The sequence below is a fragment of the Flavobacterium erigeronis genome, from assembly GCF_054075165.1.
Genome location: NZ_JBSKGP010000009.1, coordinates 1 through 18,869, shown reverse-complemented (window position 1 = coordinate 18,869; position 18,869 = coordinate 1). Strand labels below are relative to the sequence as shown.

Annotated in this window: 18 protein-coding genes and 3 tRNA genes; 11 read left to right on the top strand and 10 right to left on the bottom strand. The window is 32.9% G+C overall.

The window, feature by feature from the left end; translation table 11 throughout:
• Positions 1–30 precede the first annotated feature (30 nt).
• Together ACWA1F_RS17340 and ACWA1F_RS17335 are read right to left on the bottom strand one after the other, a co-directional pair.
• Positions 31–1,008 carry a M20/M25/M40 family metallo-hydrolase gene (locus tag ACWA1F_RS17340; RefSeq protein WP_456895447.1) on the bottom strand — a complete coding sequence of 326 codons (978 nt, stop codon included), beginning with the start codon at positions 1,006–1,008 and terminating at the stop codon, positions 31–33.
• 136 nt (positions 1,009–1,144) lie between these two features.
• Positions 1,145–2,287 (bottom strand): acyl-CoA dehydrogenase, encoded by a 1,143-nt coding sequence (locus ACWA1F_RS17335; RefSeq protein WP_456895445.1) that lies wholly within the window; start codon positions 2,285–2,287, stop codon positions 1,145–1,147.
• Positions 2,288–2,778: 491 nt separating this feature from the next.
• On the opposite strand from ACWA1F_RS17335, the gene ACWA1F_RS17330 reads away from it, so the two are divergent.
• From ACWA1F_RS17330 to ACWA1F_RS17320, 3 genes are all read left to right on the top strand, one after another.
• A complete protein-coding gene (locus ACWA1F_RS17330; protein WP_456895443.1) occupies positions 2,779–3,354 on the top strand; it encodes a chalcone isomerase family protein in 576 nt (191 codons plus the stop codon).
• 142 nt (positions 3,355–3,496) lie between these two features.
• Complete coding sequence (locus tag ACWA1F_RS17325; protein ID WP_456895441.1) at positions 3,497–4,723, top strand: Glu/Leu/Phe/Val dehydrogenase dimerization domain-containing protein; 1,227 nt, start codon at positions 3,497–3,499, stop codon at positions 4,721–4,723.
• Positions 4,724–5,382: 659 nt separating this feature from the next.
• Entirely contained in the window at positions 5,383–6,282 is a 900-nt protein-coding gene (locus tag ACWA1F_RS17320; RefSeq protein WP_456895439.1) for an energy transducer TonB, read from the top strand.
• Between the two features lie 455 nt (positions 6,283–6,737).
• Here the strand turns inward: ACWA1F_RS17320 and ACWA1F_RS17315 are convergent, their stop codons facing one another.
• Positions 6,738–7,133 (bottom strand): ExbD/TolR family protein, encoded by a 396-nt coding sequence (locus ACWA1F_RS17315; protein ID WP_008464192.1) that lies wholly within the window; start codon positions 7,131–7,133, stop codon positions 6,738–6,740.
• Between the two features lie 3 nt (positions 7,134–7,136).
• The gene (locus ACWA1F_RS17310; protein WP_306158357.1) at positions 7,137–7,832 is read right to left on the bottom strand and encodes a MotA/TolQ/ExbB proton channel family protein; all 696 of its coding nucleotides are present in this window, start codon (positions 7,830–7,832) and stop codon (positions 7,137–7,139) included.
• Between the two features lie 130 nt (positions 7,833–7,962).
• Between ACWA1F_RS17310 and ACWA1F_RS17305 the strand changes: the two genes are divergently transcribed.
• From ACWA1F_RS17305 to ACWA1F_RS17275, 7 genes are all read left to right on the top strand, one after another.
• On the top strand, positions 7,963–9,189 hold the full coding sequence (locus ACWA1F_RS17305; RefSeq protein WP_456895436.1) for a bifunctional folylpolyglutamate synthase/dihydrofolate synthase: 1,227 nt from the start codon (positions 7,963–7,965) through the stop codon (positions 9,187–9,189).
• 178 nt (positions 9,190–9,367) lie between these two features.
• Positions 9,368–9,442 (top strand) — tRNA-Val (locus ACWA1F_RS17300).
• 211 nt (positions 9,443–9,653) lie between these two features.
• Positions 9,654–9,932 (top strand): GIY-YIG nuclease family protein, encoded by a 279-nt coding sequence (locus ACWA1F_RS17295; protein WP_456895434.1) that lies wholly within the window; start codon positions 9,654–9,656, stop codon positions 9,930–9,932.
• Positions 9,899–9,971, top strand: a tRNA-Leu gene (locus ACWA1F_RS17290). The genes ACWA1F_RS17295 and ACWA1F_RS17290 overlap by 34 nt, the downstream gene beginning before the upstream one ends.
• 225 nt (positions 9,972–10,196) lie before the next feature.
• A complete protein-coding gene (locus ACWA1F_RS17285; protein ID WP_456895432.1) occupies positions 10,197–10,718 on the top strand; it encodes a hypothetical protein in 522 nt (173 codons plus the stop codon).
• A 156-nt stretch (positions 10,719–10,874) separates the two neighbouring features.
• Positions 10,875–10,949: transfer RNA gene (locus tag ACWA1F_RS17280), tRNA-Val, on the top strand.
• A gap of 130 nt (positions 10,950–11,079) precedes the next feature.
• Positions 11,080–11,979 (top strand): alpha/beta hydrolase family protein, encoded by a 900-nt coding sequence (locus ACWA1F_RS17275; protein ID WP_456895430.1) that lies wholly within the window; start codon positions 11,080–11,082, stop codon positions 11,977–11,979.
• Between the two features lie 8 nt (positions 11,980–11,987).
• Here the strand turns inward: ACWA1F_RS17275 and ACWA1F_RS17270 are convergent, their stop codons facing one another.
• The 3 genes from ACWA1F_RS17270 to ACWA1F_RS17260 all read right to left on the bottom strand — a co-directional run bounded on the left by ACWA1F_RS17270 (position 11,988) and on the right by ACWA1F_RS17260 (position 14,899).
• The gene (locus ACWA1F_RS17270; RefSeq protein WP_456895428.1) at positions 11,988–12,350 is read right to left on the bottom strand and encodes a MerR family transcriptional regulator; all 363 of its coding nucleotides are present in this window, start codon (positions 12,348–12,350) and stop codon (positions 11,988–11,990) included.
• Positions 12,351–12,580: 230 nt separating this feature from the next.
• A complete protein-coding gene (locus tag ACWA1F_RS17265; protein WP_456895426.1) occupies positions 12,581–13,636 on the bottom strand; it encodes a hypothetical protein in 1,056 nt (351 codons plus the stop codon).
• Positions 13,637–13,798: 162 nt separating this feature from the next.
• Positions 13,799–14,899, bottom strand: a complete 1,101-nt coding sequence (locus tag ACWA1F_RS17260) for an acyltransferase family protein (protein ID WP_456895423.1) — start codon at positions 14,897–14,899, stop codon at positions 13,799–13,801.
• A 346-nt stretch (positions 14,900–15,245) separates the two neighbouring features.
• Between ACWA1F_RS17260 and ACWA1F_RS17255 the strand changes: the two genes are divergently transcribed.
• Complete coding sequence (locus ACWA1F_RS17255) at positions 15,246–16,136, top strand: DMT family transporter (protein ID WP_456895421.1); 891 nt, start codon at positions 15,246–15,248, stop codon at positions 16,134–16,136.
• Positions 16,137–16,198: 62 nt separating this feature from the next.
• Here the strand turns inward: ACWA1F_RS17255 and ACWA1F_RS17250 are convergent, their stop codons facing one another.
• From ACWA1F_RS17250 to ACWA1F_RS17240, 3 genes are all read right to left on the bottom strand, one after another.
• Entirely contained in the window at positions 16,199–16,792 is a 594-nt protein-coding gene (locus ACWA1F_RS17250) for a YdeI/OmpD-associated family protein (RefSeq protein WP_456895419.1), read from the bottom strand.
• A gap of 48 nt (positions 16,793–16,840) precedes the next feature.
• Positions 16,841–17,614 (bottom strand): acyl-ACP--UDP-N-acetylglucosamine O-acyltransferase, encoded by a 774-nt coding sequence (gene lpxA, locus ACWA1F_RS17245; RefSeq protein WP_456895417.1) that lies wholly within the window; start codon positions 17,612–17,614, stop codon positions 16,841–16,843.
• 63 nt (positions 17,615–17,677) lie between these two features.
• Entirely contained in the window at positions 17,678–18,241 is a 564-nt protein-coding gene (locus ACWA1F_RS17240; protein WP_456895415.1) for a Crp/Fnr family transcriptional regulator, read from the bottom strand.
• Positions 18,242–18,869 lie beyond the last annotated feature (628 nt).

The following is an 18,869-nucleotide window of genomic DNA, read 5'->3' as shown; positions in this document are numbered from 1 at the left end:
AAAAATAATCAAATGCTGTAAAACAGCCTCTTATTTATTCATGGTTATTTCTTGTGTTGGCGAAACTGCAATTTTTGTAACCGCAGGCAACAATTCTTGTGTGAATGAAGTAATATGAGGGATATCCATTAATTTAAATTCATCTGAAACATGATGATAAAAATCAAAGTTTTCAAAGTCGAAAGTACTTAAAGATTGGCATGGTTTCCCAAACGCCTGAAAAAACGAATAATTATCTGAACGGTAGAATAATTGATACTCTGCTTCTTTTGGCAAAAATCCGATTGTGTTTTTTCCTGTGTATTCGTTTATTTTTTGTGCCATATTCGATTTATCAAAACCTGTAATATAAGCCAAATAATCTCGTTTCATTGGCACACCAATCATTTCAATGTTTAATTGTGTATAAAGATTGAAGTTTTGCTTTTTCAATTTCTCAACCAAACTTTTAGATCCTAAAAGTCCTTTTTCTTCCCCAGCAAAAAAGACAATCAGTATACTGCGTTTGTTTGCTTTAGTTTCAGAAAAATATTTTGCCATCGCAGCAACAGAAGTCACACCCGAAGCATCATCGTTTGCTCCGTTATTAATCTTATCAGCCTGCTCTTTTTTCTCTAGACCAATATGATCATAATGCGCACTCAATACCACGAATTCTTTTTTAAGTTCTGGATCTGTCCCTTCTATAACCCCAACAATATTAAAAGCTGGAGAATCAAAATTGGTCAAAGTATCTCGATAGGTTTTAAAATAAGGTTTAATTTTATTTTTCTTTAAAAAGTCTTCCAAGAAAACAGCCGCTTTTTCAATTCCTTGAGTTCCGGTTTCGCGTCCTTCCAATTCATCGGAAGAAAGGTATTTTAGAAAATCTGAGATTTCAGTTTCTTTTATTTTATAGCTGACTTGTATTGGTTTCGAATCTGTTTTTACTTCACTCTCCTTTGCGGTTGAAGTTCCCGATTTACAAGCAAAAAAAATAAATGGAAGCAAAAGGTATAGTTTTCTCATGATTTTTCTGTTTTTTACTGATGATTGAAAATAAAAATTAATTAGACCATAAACTTATGAAAAGTAATAGAATATTCATAAAAAAACCCTTTCAAACAAAAATCTGAAAGGGCAAACAATCTATTTATAAAAAAAATTATCCAGCAATAACTGCTCTTGAAATTACGATTTTCTGAATTTCAGAAGTTCCTTCGTAAATCTGAGTAATTTTAGCATCACGCATTAAACGCTCTACATGGTATTCTTTTACATACCCGTTTCCACCATGAATTTGAACCGCTTCAACAGCAGTATCCATTGCAACTTGCGAAGCAAAAAGTTTTGCCATTGCACCACTTACGTCATAGTTTTTATGGTTGTCTTTATCGCAAGCCGCTTTCATACATAAATGACGAGCTGCTTCAATATTTACAGCCATATCTGCCAATTTAAAAGCAATTGCCTGATGATTGCAGATTTCCGTTCCAAAAGCTTTACGCTCTTTAGAATATTTCAAAGCCAACTCATAAGCTCCAGAAGCAATTCCTAAAGCTTGAGAAGCAATTCCGATTCTACCTCCTGCAAGAGTTTTCATTGCAAATTTAAATCCGAAACCATCTTCACCAATTCTATTTTCTTTCGGAACTTTCACATCAGAAAACATTAAAGAATGCGTATCAGATCCGCGGATTCCCATTTTTTGTTCTTTTGGACCAACTGAAAAACCTGGCATATCTTTAGTCATAATCAAAGCATTGATTCCTTTGTGCTTTAATTCTGGATGTGTTTGTGCAATTACTAAATATACAGAAGCTGTATTTCCGTTTGTAATCCAGTTTTTTGTACCATTAACTAAATAATGGTCACCCATATCAATAGCTGTTGTTTTTTGTGAAGTCGCATCACTTCCAGCTTCAGGTTCACTTAAACAAAACGCACCGTGAATTTCTCCAGAAGCCAAACCTGGAAGGTATTTTTGTTTTTGTTCTTCCGTTCCGTATTCTTGTAATCCCCAGCAAACTAGCGAATTGTTTACCGACATTACTACAGAAGCAGAAGCATCAATCTTAGAAATTTCTTCCATTGCAATAACATAAGAAATAGCATCAAGTCCGCTTCCTCCATATTTAGGATCAACCATCATTCCCATAAAACCCAGCTCGCCCATTTTTTTGACTTGCTCAGTTGGAAAAATTTGTTTTTCGTCACGTTCAATAACTCCCGGCAATAATTCATTTTGAGCAAAATCTCTTGCTGCCTGCTGAATCATTAAATGTTCTTCGGTAAGATTAAAATCCATAGTAGTTTACTTTAAATGTTTTTCTCAACCAGATTTCAAACAGATTTCTTTAGTTGATTATTTTTTGTTTTTGTGTTTTTTAGATGCCTTGTTTTTTTAACGCAAAGGCTTCCAAAGATACTTTTTAAATGTTTAAATTACAATGCATGCATACAAAATTAATAGATCAGCAAAGATTACGATAACGTTTTCGTTATTGTTTATCTTTTTTTTCAAAACAGCGTTAATTTGATAACAAAATTTCTAAAATTTAAGATTCAAATTACACCTAAAAATTATTTTTAATTAAGAAAATACTGCTTTGTAAATGTGTCAAAAATTAAACAATTCTTAAAATGAGTAAAACTACGTAAACTTACTCTTACTAAATTGATTTTTAATGTAATACAAAAATTAAACATCAAAATTTGAAGAAAAAAACATTCTCAATATGAACCAAATATTAATAAATTACTATTATTTTTGCCCTAAAAATAAAAATTTGATAGAATATGAAAAAGATTTTACTTTTACTGACAGTCTTGTTAAGCTTGCAATTTTCGACTGTTTCTGCTCAAACTCAAATTGAAGTAAATGGTGTAAGTGTTCCTAGAAAAATAGAATTTCAAGGAAAAACATTGCAGCTTAATGGTGCGGGCGGAAGATCAAAAATGTGGTTGGAAGTTTATGTGCAAGCACTGTATTTATCTCAATTAGCCCAAGATCCTCAATTTATCATAGACAGTGATACTGAAATGGCCGTTAGAATTGAAATCACGTCTTCGATGGTTTCTTCTAACAAACTGACGAAAGCCATGAATACAGGTTTTGAGAAATCAGCAGGAGCAAATCTGGAACAATTACGCCCTAGAATAGAACAGTTAAAAAGTTTTCTAAGTGACGCAATCACAGAAAAAGATGTGTTTGTTTTAGCCTACAATCCTTTTGACCAAAATGTTTACGTTTCTAAAAATGAAGTTTTGAAAGGAAAAATTCCAGGATTTGATTTCAAAAAAGCATTATTCGGAATCTGGCTTTCTGACAAACCAGTTGATGAGACTTTGAAAAAACATTTATTAGGACAATAATTCTTAATTTTTTGAATATTCGAAAAGCCGAAAACGGAATAGTTTTCGGCTTTTCTTTTTTGTTTTATAAATTTGATGCAAAATACATTATTCGCATTATTCTATTTTATACATTTACACAAAATAAACATATCACAACAAAATGAAAGATTTATTACAACAATTTGAAAACAAGGCACCTGAAATTGTTTTTAATTGGAAAGATTCAGAAACAGAAGCCGAAGGGTGGACTGTTATTAATTCACTTCGCGGAGGAGCTGCAGGTGGAGGAACAAGAATGAGAAAAGGCTTAGATATGAATGAAGTTTTATCTCTGGCAAAAACTATGGAAGTTAAATTCTCTGTTTCAGGCCCTGCTATTGGCGGCGCTAAATCTGGAATAAATTTTGATCCGAACGATCCTCGCAAAAAAGGTGTTTTACAGCGCTGGTACAAAGCGGTTTCTCCTTTATTAAAAAGCTATTACGGAACTGGCGGTGATTTGAATGTTGATGAAATTCACGAAGTTATTCCGATGACAGAAGAATGTGGTGTTTGGCATCCGCAGGAAGGTGTTTTTAACGGACATTTTAAACCGACGGAAGCCGATAAAATTAATAGAATTGGTCAGTTGCGTCAGGGTGTAATTAAAGTAATCGAAAACCCAAAATTCTCACCAGACGTTACTAGAAAATATACTGTTGCCGATATGATTACTGGTTTTGGTGTTGCAGAAGCAGTTCGCCATTTCTACGCAACTTACGGCGGAGACATTCAAGGTAAAAAAGCAATCGTTCAAGGTTTCGGAAACGTAGGTTCTGCTGCCGCTTTTTACTTGGCTGAAATGGGTGCAAAAGTAATCGGAATTATCGATCGCGATGGCGGATTAATTAAAGAAGATGGTTTTTCTTTTGAAGAAATTAAAACGTTATTCTTAAACAAAGATGGAAACAAATTAGTTGCAGATAATATGATTCCGTTTGAGGAAATCAATTCAAAAATCTGGACAATTGGTGCTGAAATATTCACTCCTTGCGCGGCTTCAAGATTGGTTACTCAAGACCAAATCGACAGCTTAATTGCCAACGGATTGGAAGTTATTTCATGCGGTGCAAATGTTCCTTTTGCTGACAAGGAAATTTTCTTCGGTTCTATTATGGAGCAAGTGGATCAAAAAGTAAGCTTGATTCCTGACTTTATCTCAAACTGCGGAATGGCGAGAGTTTTTGCTTACTTCATGGAGAAAAAAGTACAAATGACAGACGAGGCTATTTTTAATGATACTTCTGAAATTATCAAAAATGCGATTGTAAAAGCTCATGCTTTAAATTCGTCTAAAACAAATATCAGTGCAACTGCTTTTGAAATTGCTTTGAAACAGTTGGTGTAATTTTTCTGTACAGTTTTTTTAACGCAAAGCACGCTAAGTTATTTTAATTTGGAACGCAAGTGTTGTCTAAATATTAAGTTCGCAAAGCTTTGTGTAATCTAGCTTTGCGAACTTTTTCAATTTATTGAACCTCATAAAAAATTCTTTGCGCTCTTTGCGCAAACCTTTGCGAACTTTGCGGTTAATTTTTTTTAACACAAAGCACGCTAAGTCCTTTTAATTGGGGCGCAAGCAAGATCTAAATATTAAGTTTGCAAAGCTTTGTACATATAGCTTTGCGAACTTTTTCAATTTATTGAGTCTACTATAAAAAACTCGTTGAGTCCTTTGCGTAAACCTTTGCGAACTTTGCGGTTAGTTTTTTTTAACGCAAAGCACGCTAAGTCCTTTTAATTGGGGCGCCAGCATGATCTAAATATTAAGTTCGCAAAGCTATATAGATAAAGCTTTGTGAACTTTTTCAATTTATTGAATATCATAAAAAACTCTTTGCGTTTCTTTGCGTATCCTTAGCGAACTTTGCGGTATAATAATTTAAGTCTCGCACAAAAAACCTTTGCGTGTCTTTGCGGTAAAATTAAGTACCGTACTTCCGTTCTAAACAATTTTTACTACTTTTAAACGTTTTTAAAATAATACATTTCAAAATTCAGAATTCAATGAGTTTCACTATTTCTTCAGATAAAAAGAAGTCGTTACTAATCACAACTGCAATTTATGCGGCAATAATTTTATTGCTGGTTTTTATACGTTTTTGGCCTCCATATAACCCTGAAAACAATGTCGCTCTTGCTGATGGCGGAGGTGGCGGCGGAGGTGTAACGGTAAACTTTGGAGATAGCGATTTAGGTTCTGGAGCCAATTACAAAAGCGAAGTTTTAGATGTAAAGAATAATGCAAAACAAACACCTGCAAAAGCTGTAGAGGAAGAAGCCATTATCTCTCAGGAAAACACAACTGCTGATAATGATGTTGTTATTCCGACAAAAGAAAAACCAAAGAAACCAGTTCCCGTAAAAGTAGATCCTAAACCTGTTCCCGAAAAACCAAAAGTTTCTAACTCAACAAATGATGCTTTAGCCAGCATTATGAAAGGTTCGAACAAAGGTGGCGATGGAGATGATAAAACCGCAGGAAATAAGGGAAAAGCTGGCGGAAGTTTAAACTCTAACGGTTATTACGGATCTGGAGGTTCTGGCGGAGGAACTGGAGGCGGTAACGGAACTGGAAATGGCATTGGAACAGGAAGCGGTTACGGGGCTGGAAGCGGTGGCGGTTCTGGTGGTGGATCTGGATATTCTTTAGGAAATAGAAAAGCGCTTTCTAAACCTGCACCAAAATATACTTGTAACGAAGAAGGAAAAGTGGTAGTTGAAGTTAGCGTTGACCAAAACGGAAAAACAATTAGCGCAACTGCTGGAATAAAAGGAACTACTAATACTGCAAAATGTTTATTAGACCAAGCGAGAATTGCTGCAATGAATACCAAATGGGAATCTGATAGTGACGCTCCAGCTAAACAAGTTGGGAAGATTATTTATAATTTTAGTTTGGATTAAAAAACACGAATTTCACGGATTACACGAATTCAATTTATATCAAAAACGCTTTCTGATATTTTTTCAGAAAGCGTTTTTTATTTCTCTTAAAGTTTTTCTATCATCAGAGACCTGACAGGTTTTAAAACCTGTCAGGTCTAATACGCACAATAATTGCGGTTGGTTTGTCATCCTGAGCGGAGTCGAAGGACACGCTAGAAGCTCGACAAAGATTGGCGATTTAGATTGAGGAGTTACTTGTGTGTCCTTCGACTCCGCTCAGGATGACAAAAAATGAGAAAATGTAGTTTGGAATTTGGAATTTAAAAATTGGAATTTTATATGATTTTGCTCGCGTGAGGGATAGGAATAATCCGCCGCGGCGGAGCGGATAGCCCGACCAGAATAAAAAAATGGGCGAATCAACGTTATGCTGATTGGCCCATTTTCTTTATTGTGGTCACGCCCTAATTATTTTACTTAGGACTTGTAGCAATTACAAACTTCAAATTGTTCTTCACTCCTATTTGTAAAACATCAACTAAGTCTTGAACTTGTAGGTTAAACGGAATTCGAACAACAACGGTTTGTTCTTTATCGGTTCCTATTTTGGACATCAAACTGGTTTCTAGATTTTCAAAATCTACTTCCTGTTTATCGATATAGAACTTTTTATCTTCTGTAACCGATAAACTAATTAATTGTTTATTGGTTTTTTCATTCGCTTTAGCTTTTGGCAACGTCATCTTAATCACATTCGGATTTGCCAGTGTTGAAATAATTAAGAAAAACAACAGCAGGAAAAACATAATGTCACTCAAAGATGAAGTGGCAACTTCGGCGTGAAATCTTCTTTTTCTCTTAATAGACATGGCTTATGCTCTTTGAATTATATTGACAAATTCTAAAATCTGTTTCTGAATTTTTAAAGCAAAATTATCAATCTTTCCGTTTAATAAGTGGTAAGCGCTATAAGCAATAATACCCACAATTAATCCAGAACCAGAACTGATCATTTTTTCGTATAAACCTCCAGAAATGTTTCCGATACTAATATTTTCAGTTACCGAAATGCTGTAGAAAATCTTGATAACTCCAGAAATTGTCCCGATGAAACCTAGCGTTGGCGCGATACCAGCAATAAGTCCAAGGTGACCTAAATGTCTTTCCATTTCGCCAATTTCGATATCGGCAGCACGATCCATATTGGCTTCAATTTCTGAAATTGGTCTTCCAATTACTAGAACGCCTTCTTTTAAAATATTCCCGGCTGCAGTATTATTTCTTTCTACAATTGTTCTTGCCAATTCAATATTTCCAGAATGTAATTTTTCACCAATATCTTGCATTAATCGGCTGTCAATTTTAGACGCGCGGTTAATGTACATATAACGTTCAAAAATCAGGTAAATAGTGTAAAACAATAAAATCGCGATCGGAATTAAGAAAACTCCCCCTTTCATGATGAACCCAAACATTGAAATTTCGTTTTGCGGCTCTGCAATCTTTTCGACCACTACATTTGAAGCATTTGCGATTGTATCTGTTTGTAACTGAATAAAACTAAACATATATTAATTCTGGTTTTTAATAATTAATTCTAAAAAATATTTGAAATTTGCAATAAAGATAATTTTCGCTGTAATATTAAACTACAAAAATCGAAATTTATTTCAATCGACAACCATTTTATCTAAACAAATGAACTATCAAGAGACGACCAATTGGATGTTTAATCAGCTTCCAATGTACCAATTGCAAGGTGCTTCTGCGTATAAAGAAGACTTAACGAATATCAAATTATTGGCTGCTCATCTTGACAATCCACAGAGCAGACTAAAATGCATTCACGTGGCGGGAACGAACGGAAAAGGTTCTACTTCGCATATGCTTTCGTCGGTTCTACAAGAAGCGGGTTACAAAGTGGGTTTATACACTTCTCCGCATCTGAAAGATTTTAGAGAAAGAATTAAAATAAACGGTCGAGAAATTTCAGAAGAATTTGTAATTGAATTTATCGCTAAACACAAATCTTTTTTTGAAGCAAATGATATGAGTTTCTTCGAAATGACGGTTGGTTTGGCGTTTGATTATTTCGCTTCAGAAAAAGTCGATATCGCAATTATTGAAGTTGGACTTGGCGGAAGATTGGACGCAACGAATATTATTATGCCTTTGGTCTCTGTAATTACGAATATTGGTTTGGATCATACTCAGTTTTTAGGCAATACATTGGAAGCAATTGCGGGTGAAAAAGCTGGAATTATAAAACCAAATGTTCCTGCTGTTATTGGCGAATATACCGAAGAAACGAAACCAGTTTTTTTAGCTAAAGCCGAAGAGAACAATGCGCCAATTTCTTTTGCATCAGATTTGATTGACCAAATTTATTTATCGGATTTGATTGGCGATTATCAGTTTCATAATAAAAAAACGGTTCAGCAGACGATTTCGATTTTAAACAATGAAACCAATTTTAAAGTTTCGACCGAGCAGCTGAAAGAAGGTTTATTGAATGTGGTAAAAAATACTGGTTTACAGGGAAGATGGCAGCAATTGGGCAAAAATCCAAAAATTATCTGCGACACGGCACACAACAAACATGGCTTAACGGTTGTGATGAATCAGCTTAAAAATGAAAAATTCGAAAACCTGCATATTGTTTTGGGTGTCGTAAACGATAAAGATCTGGATTCGATTCTGCCTTTATTTCCAAAAGAAGCGAAATATTATTTCTGCAGACCCGATTCTTCTCGCGGATTAAACACAGAAATTTTACAAAGCGAAGCTAAAAAACACGATTTAATCGGAGAAAAATATGATTCTGTTGCCAGCGCTTTCGCGGAAGCGAAAAAAAATGCTTCAGAAAATGATTTCATTTACGCTGGCGGAAGCACTTTTGTAGTTGCAGAATTGCCTTTGGGTTAAAATGTATTTTGAATTTAGAAAAAACTTCAAAAATTTCATTTTAATAACAAATTCATAAACAAATAGATATAGATTATTTTTAAAAAAGTTTTATTTTTTATTCCTTTTTCTTTGCAGGACTCGAAAACAAGCGTATATTTGCACTCGCAATCACAAACGATAGCAACCTAGTAAAATAGGGCGATTAGCTCAGCTGGTTCAGAGCACCTCGTTTACACCGAGGGGGTCGGGGGTTCGAACCCCTCATCGCCCACAAATTTCCAAAAACTCTAAAATCATTTGATTTTGGAGTTTTTTTTTTGCATTATGCGGATTAGCTCAGCTGGTTCAGAGCATTCCGATTAGCATCGGAAGTGGTCGGGGGTTCGAACCTTCCGATGAATCGGAACAAGCTATCATCGCCCACAAATTTCCAAAAACTCTAAAATCATTTGATTTTGGAGTTTTTTATTTTATATCTATTTATGAATTTTGTTGTTTACATTTTATTTAGCGAAAGCAAAAACAAATACTATATTGGTTTTACTTCTAATTTAGAAGAAAGAATTATTAGACATAATCAAAAAAGCAAAGGTTTTACAGGAAACACAAATGACTGGAAAGTAGTTTATACAGAAAACTATCAAACTAAAGAACTTGCACATAAAAGAGAACTTCAAATTAAGTCTTGGAAAAGCAGGATCAAAATACAGGAATTAATCGCTAAAAAGATTAGCTCAGCTGATTCAGAGCATTCCGATTAACATCGGAAGTGGTCGGGGGTCCGAACCCCTCATCGCCCACAAAAAACTCCTTAAGCAATTAAGGAGTTTTTTTGTTTAATATGTCTTCTGCAATATTAGAATTCCACTGATTATTTTTAGAATAGTTTCTATATTAGTAAAAAAATCATACCTGATATTTCTCCTTTTTATACAAATTAATCAAGCTTAATAAGTCTAGTGCTATCAGAGCCAAATATGATTTTAGAGATATCACGCAAAAAACATTATAAAATAATTTAATCTATGGATTTCATCATAAATGTAAACGAAGAACAAATATTACCTGAAAATAGATTTTTGTTAATAGACTCTATATATACTTTTGAATTCCCAAAAACTGTAGATAAATTAAATAAAAATCGTTATCCCAATACAAGTGACGAAGAATTTGAATTAATAAAACAAGAGTTTGAATCTTTTGTGAGAGAAAATAGCAATCCCAATTTAATTTCAGTTGGAACCTTCATGCCTTATGCAGACATTCATCTACCTAAGGTTTATGAAATTATTTTTGATTTATACAATAAAGAAAGATTTTGGAAACAAAAGACAATTGTAAAATATGCTTACAACTATAGAGATGTTTTTCACGCAAATTTATGGCAAGGACACTCAAGTCATATAATAATTGAAGTCATCGGAAAACTACCAATTTTATTTGAAGAGTTACCAATAAATCATAAACGTGAAGACAATAGAAAAACAGTTATCGGAATATGCAGCGAGAGTGACTGGAAAATTATTAAAAAGAACAACATCACATAAAAGGTAAAGAGAAATTAAAGGCATTAAACAAAAAAACTCAGTAAAAACTTATAATAAATTTTAAAAAGTTACAAAAGTTAAAAATTCTTTGCAGAACTCAAAAACAAACGTATATTTGCACTCGCAATCACGAAATGATAGCAACCTAGTAAAATAGGGCGATTAGCTCAGCTGGTTCAGAGCACCTCGTTTACACCGAGGGGGTCGGGGGTTCGAACCCCTCATCGCCCACAAAATTCCAAAAACTCCAAAGTCATTTGATTTTGGAGTTTTTTTTTACTTTCAAAATAACAGCATCTTTTCTTGTTTAAAAACAGTAATTTTATAAATCTCATAAAATCAATTTTTACATTAAGAAGAAATGAAATCTAACTTTTTCTCCAACATATTTTTTTGGCTACTATTAATCGCTTTACCAGAAATGACATTTTCTCAATCTGCTAATTTTACTATTCAAGATGTAAAGTTCGAAAGTCAAGGCATCACTCTTGCTGGCTCGGTTCTAATGCCTGAAAAAGCATTTGCGGCAGCAGTAATTGTTCACGGGTCTGATCCTGTAAAAAGAGAAATGGAGTTTGCAAAACGTCTTGCCAAAGAAGGCATTGCTGTATTGACCTATGATAAACGCGGAGTAGGTGAATCTGGAGGTGTGTATGTAGGACCAACTGTTGGCACAAACAATATTGACACTGCTAACCTTACTTTATTAGCTCAGGATGCCAATTCTGCTGTAAACACATTTCAAACTTATCTTAAAGATAAAAAAATCCCAATCGGATTAGTTGGATTTAGTCAGGCGGGGTGGATCATACCAATTTCTGCAAGTAATAATCCTAAAATAGATTTTATGGTTTTATTTAGTTGTCCAACTATTACAACTTTAGAACAGCTTCGTTTTCAATTTTACACTAATGGAAACAACAATTTCTGGGATAATCACACAGAATTGGAGGCACGTGAACATACTAAAAATGATCCCGACAAATATCAGTTTGTTGCGACCGACCCTAAAATTTCGCTGAATACGCTTTCTATTCCTGGACTTTGGCTTTTTGGAGAAAAAGACATACAAATACCCGTAAAGTTATGCATTGAAGAATTAAACACATTAAAAGCTAAAGGCAAACCTTTTGAGTATACTTTATTTTCTAATCTAGGGCATAATACCGTTTCTGATAAAGACACAACACCTTTCAATATTTCAATTCAATGGATAAAGCAGAAGGCTTTTAATAACAGAAAATCTAAAACTTCTAACTAACTTAATAACTAAAAGTCATCATTCTCTAGTTTTTCGCAAACTTTCTCAAGAAGCTTTCTAGTTTGTTTGAAGTGTTTTATCTTATTATCAATCTCTTTTATTTTCGCTTGAAAAAGTTCCAATGTTTCAGGTTTCGAATCGGTGCTTTCGAACCAAGCAGTCAAAATCTTTTTTATTTCTGCTAAAGTAAACCCGACTTCTTTGGCTTCAATAATAATTTCTAAACGCTCAACTACATTATCATTATAATGTTTGTAATTATTTGATTTTACCTTTTCATTAGCGACTCCTTCAATCATTCCTAAATTCTCATAGTATCTAATAGTATGAATTGACAGTCCCGTTTTCTTCGATAATTCGTTTACCAGCATAGCTTTATTCTTTTTAACATAAAACAAAAAAGTATAGAGCATAGTCTATACTTACGAGTTACAAATATAGAAATTAATTCTGCATTTAATTTTTTTTAAACACTAGAAAAGACAACAAATATTATTCGGCAGAAAATAAAAATTAATCTGAGAATATTGTGAAAAGATGAGGCAGAATTTTCTATAAAAAAAGAGACTTTTATAAAGTCTCTTTTTACTGGCTATATTTTTTATTTCAATTTCGTTAAAGCTTCAGAATTTCTCAGCAAGAATACATACTGAAAATAATCTGTTACCGAAGATCCTTCAATAGGAACTATATTTTCGCCAAAAACTCTTGATTTTACATTTACCAAGTTTTGTGATTTTAAATAAGGAGAATCTTTTCCATCAAGTTTAAAAAGTGTAATAGTTTCAGGCTTGCTCAATTCTTTCAAATCATTAATTCCTTTTACCAGCATTAACGGGCCATCAGCATTCAACCAATCGACTCTTTCGTTTTCTGGAGTTGGAAATTGAGGATTTTTCGGCAAATACATTTCGCTATCTATAGTATAGCTTACAAAACTTGTTACTTTAATCCCAGAATCTTTTATTCCTTGAGCAAATGTTTCTCTTCCAGATTCTGTTTTCTTTTGAAGTGTATGAAAATATCCGAAAAGCCCGTAGAATTTTTCATTTTCAAGATGCTGCTTTTTTACTGTATTCTTAAAATTACTTACCATAGCCACATCTCTAGAACCTTTTGATTCATCATCAAAATTTTTATCAATTCCGACAACTGTAATTTTTAAAGAATCGGCTAAGCTTTGGTTATAATCATAAACTGCGCTCCATTTATCAAATAATTCTTGACTAGATTGTTGCGGAATTCTTCTTTTTATGTTTTCAACAACTTCTTTTAAAGCTGTTTTATTCTTTTGCTTTTCAGCCAAAAAGACATTTAATTTTTTCGCCGTCAAACTATCCATTTCGGCAATATAATATTTCACGCCAATTTTCTTATTCAAAAAGAAAAGCATCTCTTTATCTATAGTTTGATTATCGGCATAACCATGAATTTCCCCTAACAAGAAAACTTGTGATTTATAAAAATCGGCATCAAATAATTTTTCATTTATAGAACCTGAAACTTCAATATTATTTTTTGACAAGTAACTGATATTGTCATCATTTTTAGATTCCAAAAATATTTTACTGCTGATATACAAATAAGCAATAAAAACTAAAACAATACTTAAAAGGGTAATAAATGTAATTTTGGCGATTTTTAAAATTTTCTTCATAGTTCTGGTTATATTTATTTTGATGTAAAAGTATTTTTCTCAAATAAAATAATCAATTTTTATAGACCGAATTGTCGTTTTAATATGATGAACCGTACTCAAAATATATAATTTAGTATAAAAAATAAAACTCCATAATTGCTAATGGAGTTTTATTTTGAATTATGCTTTTGCTGAAAGCTTCTCTTTTCGTTTTCTATTTAAGTAATCTCTCAACGGAATATCGTAAAACACCATGACTAAATAAGCAAATCCGACAAGTAAAACAACTGAAGTCACTACAATTAAAGTCAGTTGAGTGGTATCGGGTTTGTAATTGGTATAATAATTTCCAAACATCCACAAAACGGCATAATGCGTCATATATAATGGATAGGAAATTTTTCCTGAAAATACACAAAATTTTTCCAAACCTGGTTTCAAAACAGCTCCCGCGCCAAGAGAAACCAGCAACGGAAAATATAGCAATACAACCAAAGGTTCTGTAATCCAATTCCATTTTGAAGACGGCATAATAAAAGCCAAAAGCAATAAAATAGTTAATCCGCCGAATCCAAGTTTATTTTTGATAATCCAATTTGATCGGTAAATAAGCAATCCCGCCAAAAAAGAATACGATATTCTAGCAAAGCCATCCCAAAAAGTGGGTCCGCTCCATCCTCCTACCAAATTACCAGAACTATATCCTACATAACAAATAGCTGCTGCAGAAAGTAAAGTAAAAATCATTACGTAATTTTTTCTCATTCTGCAAAGCACCAATGCATACACAATATTGGCAACATATTCCCAAAACAGCGACCACGCCGGCGCATTAAAACTAAATAAATTGAAGGAACGATCTGCAATAACTGGAAACGGAATGAGAAATAGGGAACAGATAAAGGTCAAAATAATTTTTCCAGTACTATACAATTCCAAATGTCCGCCAAACGGATCAAATAAAAAGGCCAATAATCCTAAGATTGATCCAGCAATAACCAACGGATGTAATCTAATAATTCTTGCTATAAAAAAATTACGAAGGCCCATTTTGGCAATACGATCATCATAAGCATATCCGATTACGAATCCTGAAAGACAAAAGAAAAAGTCGACAGCTAAAAATCCGTGTCCGATAAAATTTTGGCTTGGGTCGATAAAAATCCATTCCATAAAATGAAACACAACAACAGCAAAAGCTGCGATGCCACGCAAACCGTCTAAAATTTCAAAATGTTGTTTTGTCTCAAGAATTACTGTAGATGACGGACTGGTATTCATTAAATTGTAATATTTCGTAATAAATTAAGTTGATCTGGTATCGATGCAAGTTCTACAAATTAATATTTAAATCAAAATAAGATTCATTTAATTCAGCTGCTAAATGTTTGAAGTTTCACATTTATATAACTTTTTAAACTTTTTCATTCCCTCACATTTTTATAAGTTTGCTAAAATTCAAATTTAGTATGCACGTAGCAGGTTGTCTTTCACCACCAGAAAATTAATACTACTTCTTTAGTATTGACACTTGACTGAATCTCTTCAGTCCGATTCATTGTGTCTTTACCTCAATTCACATTATTAATATTCAAATCATATCCTCAAAAAGGATAAACAACCTCTTATGAAAAAATCTTATTTGATACTGCATACTGCAGTTTTACTCGCTGGTTTTACTGGCGTTTTCGGAAAACTTATTTCTCTTAACGAAATTACCTTAGTTTGGTATAGAGTATTATTTGCTTCTATTATTCTATTTTTTATTTTAAAAGTATACAATATTAAAATGCTGAAGTCATTTTCTGAAGCAGCAAAAATTTCTAAAGCTGGTATTCTCATCACCATTCACTGGATTTTTTTCTATGCTAGCATTAAATATTCAAACATTTCAATCGGAGTTGTGTGTTATTGTCTGACTAGTTTTTTTACCGCTTTTTTTGAACCTATTCTCAATAAAAAAAGATTCAATCTTGTTCAAGTTTTGCTTAGCATGCTTACTTTATTGGGTATAAGTTTAATTTTCCATTTTGATTCTTCTTATCAGCTGGGCATTTTACTCGGAGTAATTTCTTCTGCATTTGCCGCTTTGTACACTATTTATAACGAAAGATTAGTGCAATTCTACGACAGCAAACTCATTAATTTTTATCAAATGCTCGGCGGAACTTTAGTTTTAGGACTCACTCTGCCATTCTATTTTTACAATTTTCCAGATCAGACTTTTATTCCAAGCATACAAGACATTTTCTATTTATTGATTTTAGCTTCTTGTTGTACTGTTGCGCTTTATGTAATGTTTGCAGAATCACTTAAAAAGATTCCAGCATTTACCATAAATCTAACCTTCAACCTAGAGCCAATTTATTCGATAATATTAGCCTTTTTATTTTTTAACGAAGGACAATCAGTCAATTTCTCTTTTTATATTGGAATAAGTCTAGTTATGACATCTGTTTTATTGCAGTCTATAATTTCTATTCGAAAGAAAAACATTATCGAACAGCAAAGCTCTTAGAATACAAAAACAAAAAACTCCTTTTGTGAAAAAGGAGTTTTTCTATTTTATTTCTAAATCTATCAATCATTCAATCCTTTTCCATCTAAAATTCTTGGAATATTTTTTTCTACTCTAGCTTCTCTTGTTTTAGATTGCTTTGGTTGAGAAAAATGAAGCAAATACGCTCGCTGTCTTCCAGGAGTTAAAGCATAAAAAGCTTCTTTAAAATTTAGATCGGCATCAAACTTATTCTGGAGTTCTTCTGCAATCTCAAATTCTGAAACTTTTTTCAATTCCACTTTCTGTCCTGACTTTTCAATTTCAGCTGCTTCAAAAATATACTTTTTCAAAATTTCTTTCTTCGCTACAATATCTTCAGCATTGGTAAATCGAACCTGTCGAGCCGCTTGAACATTATCTGACTGCTGAATCAATATTTCATCTGGATCTTTCATTAAAGCCCCCTTAAAAAACAGAAAAGCGCAATATTCTTTGAAAGTATGAATTAATATGATGTTTGCATTTTCAAAAGTATAACACGGACATCCCCATTTTAACTCTTCAGACAAATGGCAGTCTAAAACAATATCTCGCATCTCTTCTATTTCTGACTTCCATTTTTCTGCTTTTTCAAAATAAAAATCAACTTTAGAATTTCCACTATATTTTGTCATAAACAACTTTATTAAAAATTAGTTCATTAAAGATAATAAATCTGTCAATTAAAAATTAAAACCTTTCAGAATTCCTCTTTCAGAACCTCTCACAAAATTTATAATTTTATCTCTTTCCAAAGTTCGTTCAAATTCGTTTTCAATAAGTTCCAAAGCAAATTTAGTGTTCCGCTTCTCTTGAAATAAAACCCTGTAAATTGCTCTAAGTTCATCAATCTTAGCAGATACAAATCCTCTCCTTTTTAAACCTACTGTATTTAATCCCGTAAATCTTAGAGGTTCATGTGCGGCAATAATATAAGGCGGAATATCTTTCACTACTCGACTTAAACCACTTACCATAGCGTGTTCACCTATAACGGAGAATTGATGTATAGCAGTCAAGCCACTTATATTGGCCCAATCTTGAACAACTACTTCACCAGCCATCCCAACACTAAATCCAATAATAGCATTATTGCCTATTACACAATCATGCCCAATATGCGCATTAGACATAATCAGATTAGAATTGCCAATACATGTTTTACCTTTCGAAATTGTTCCTCTATTAATAGTTACAAACTCTCTTATAATATTGTTATCGCCAATTTCTAGCAGAGTATATTCACCTTTATATTTCAAATCCTGAGGTATACCGCCTAACACTACATTAGAATGGATCTGACAATTCTCACCGATTCTTGAACCACTTAAAACAGTAACATGATTCCCAATTTGCGTGTTATTGCCAATTACAACATCCGCCTCGATAGTAACACCGTTTCCTATAGAAATGTTATTCCCAAGAAAAGCATTTTTATGAATAAAACTATCTTTCAATTTTTACATCTTTTATTAAGTGCAAAAATTGAAAAAGTTTAAATACTTTTTATTGACCTAATATCAAATAATTGATGCCCGAATTCGGCTCAAAGTCTCTTGACTAACACCAATTAATGAAGCGATATACTTTAATTTGGCCTTTTTAATAATTTGGGGAAATAACTCTAAGAGAAACAGGTATTTTTTCTCTGCAGTCATTAAACGGAATAAATGATTGAACTCATTTATTTTAGAAAGATAATGCCGAAGCTGTTTAATATGAAACTTTACAAATAACGGATATTCTAACAAAGCCTGTTCATCAGAATAAGACAACGAATACACAATTGTTTCTTCACAAGTTTGAAAATTCTCAAATGAAGGTTTTTGCTCAAAAAAACTGCTCATTGAAGTCACAAATTGATTATCTGTATAAATCCATTTGGTGACTTCTGCTCCATCTTCAACACAAAACCTTCTAACAGCGCCCGATTTTATAAAATAAATTTTAGCACAGATCTTGCCTTCTTCTGCAAGAAATTCTCCCTTATTAAAAGTTTCTTCAACAAAACTTCTTTTAATAACAAGTTCAGTTTCTAAATCTAATTCTTGAAAACTACTTATAATATGAATTAACTCTTCCATCTATTTTTAAATTTCATAATAATCAAAAATAAACTTTAATTAAGAGAAAAACTAAATCCATTAAGCAAACCACATGGTCAGTTTACTATTTCCCACGAATTTCACCCATTTTAATGATCAATCTACAAAAAGACAAAGGCGAAGCCTACTGATAAAAATTAATTCATTACAAAGCGTAAATTAATTCAAAGAAACAGCAACACGAAACCCCTCTAATTATAGTTATGGCGTTCCCCTACGGGTCGGGCTGTCCGCTGTATTCCCGATTAACAAAAACTGCGGCTAAAAAGCCTTGTTTTTCCAAATCGGGAGATGCCGCTTTTATTATTTCAGCATAAGAAAATCCATAGCCGCGAAGCTATTTCCGAATTAAAACGAATATGCTTTTCTTTTTTTTTTAAATAAAAACACAATTCCAAAATAACAGAATAGCTTTTTTTTTGCAAAAGACAATTATGCATGAAGCCAGATTAAACGATCTTAAAAATCTAAAAACAATATGCAAATATCATTCAATTGCATTCAGGCTTGCCAAACTGCAGATCTGGCACAATAAAAACCAATGCAAATAAATCATGGCTTCCAAAAACGGTTATAAAACAGAAAACCCCATCCGGTTCGGATAGGG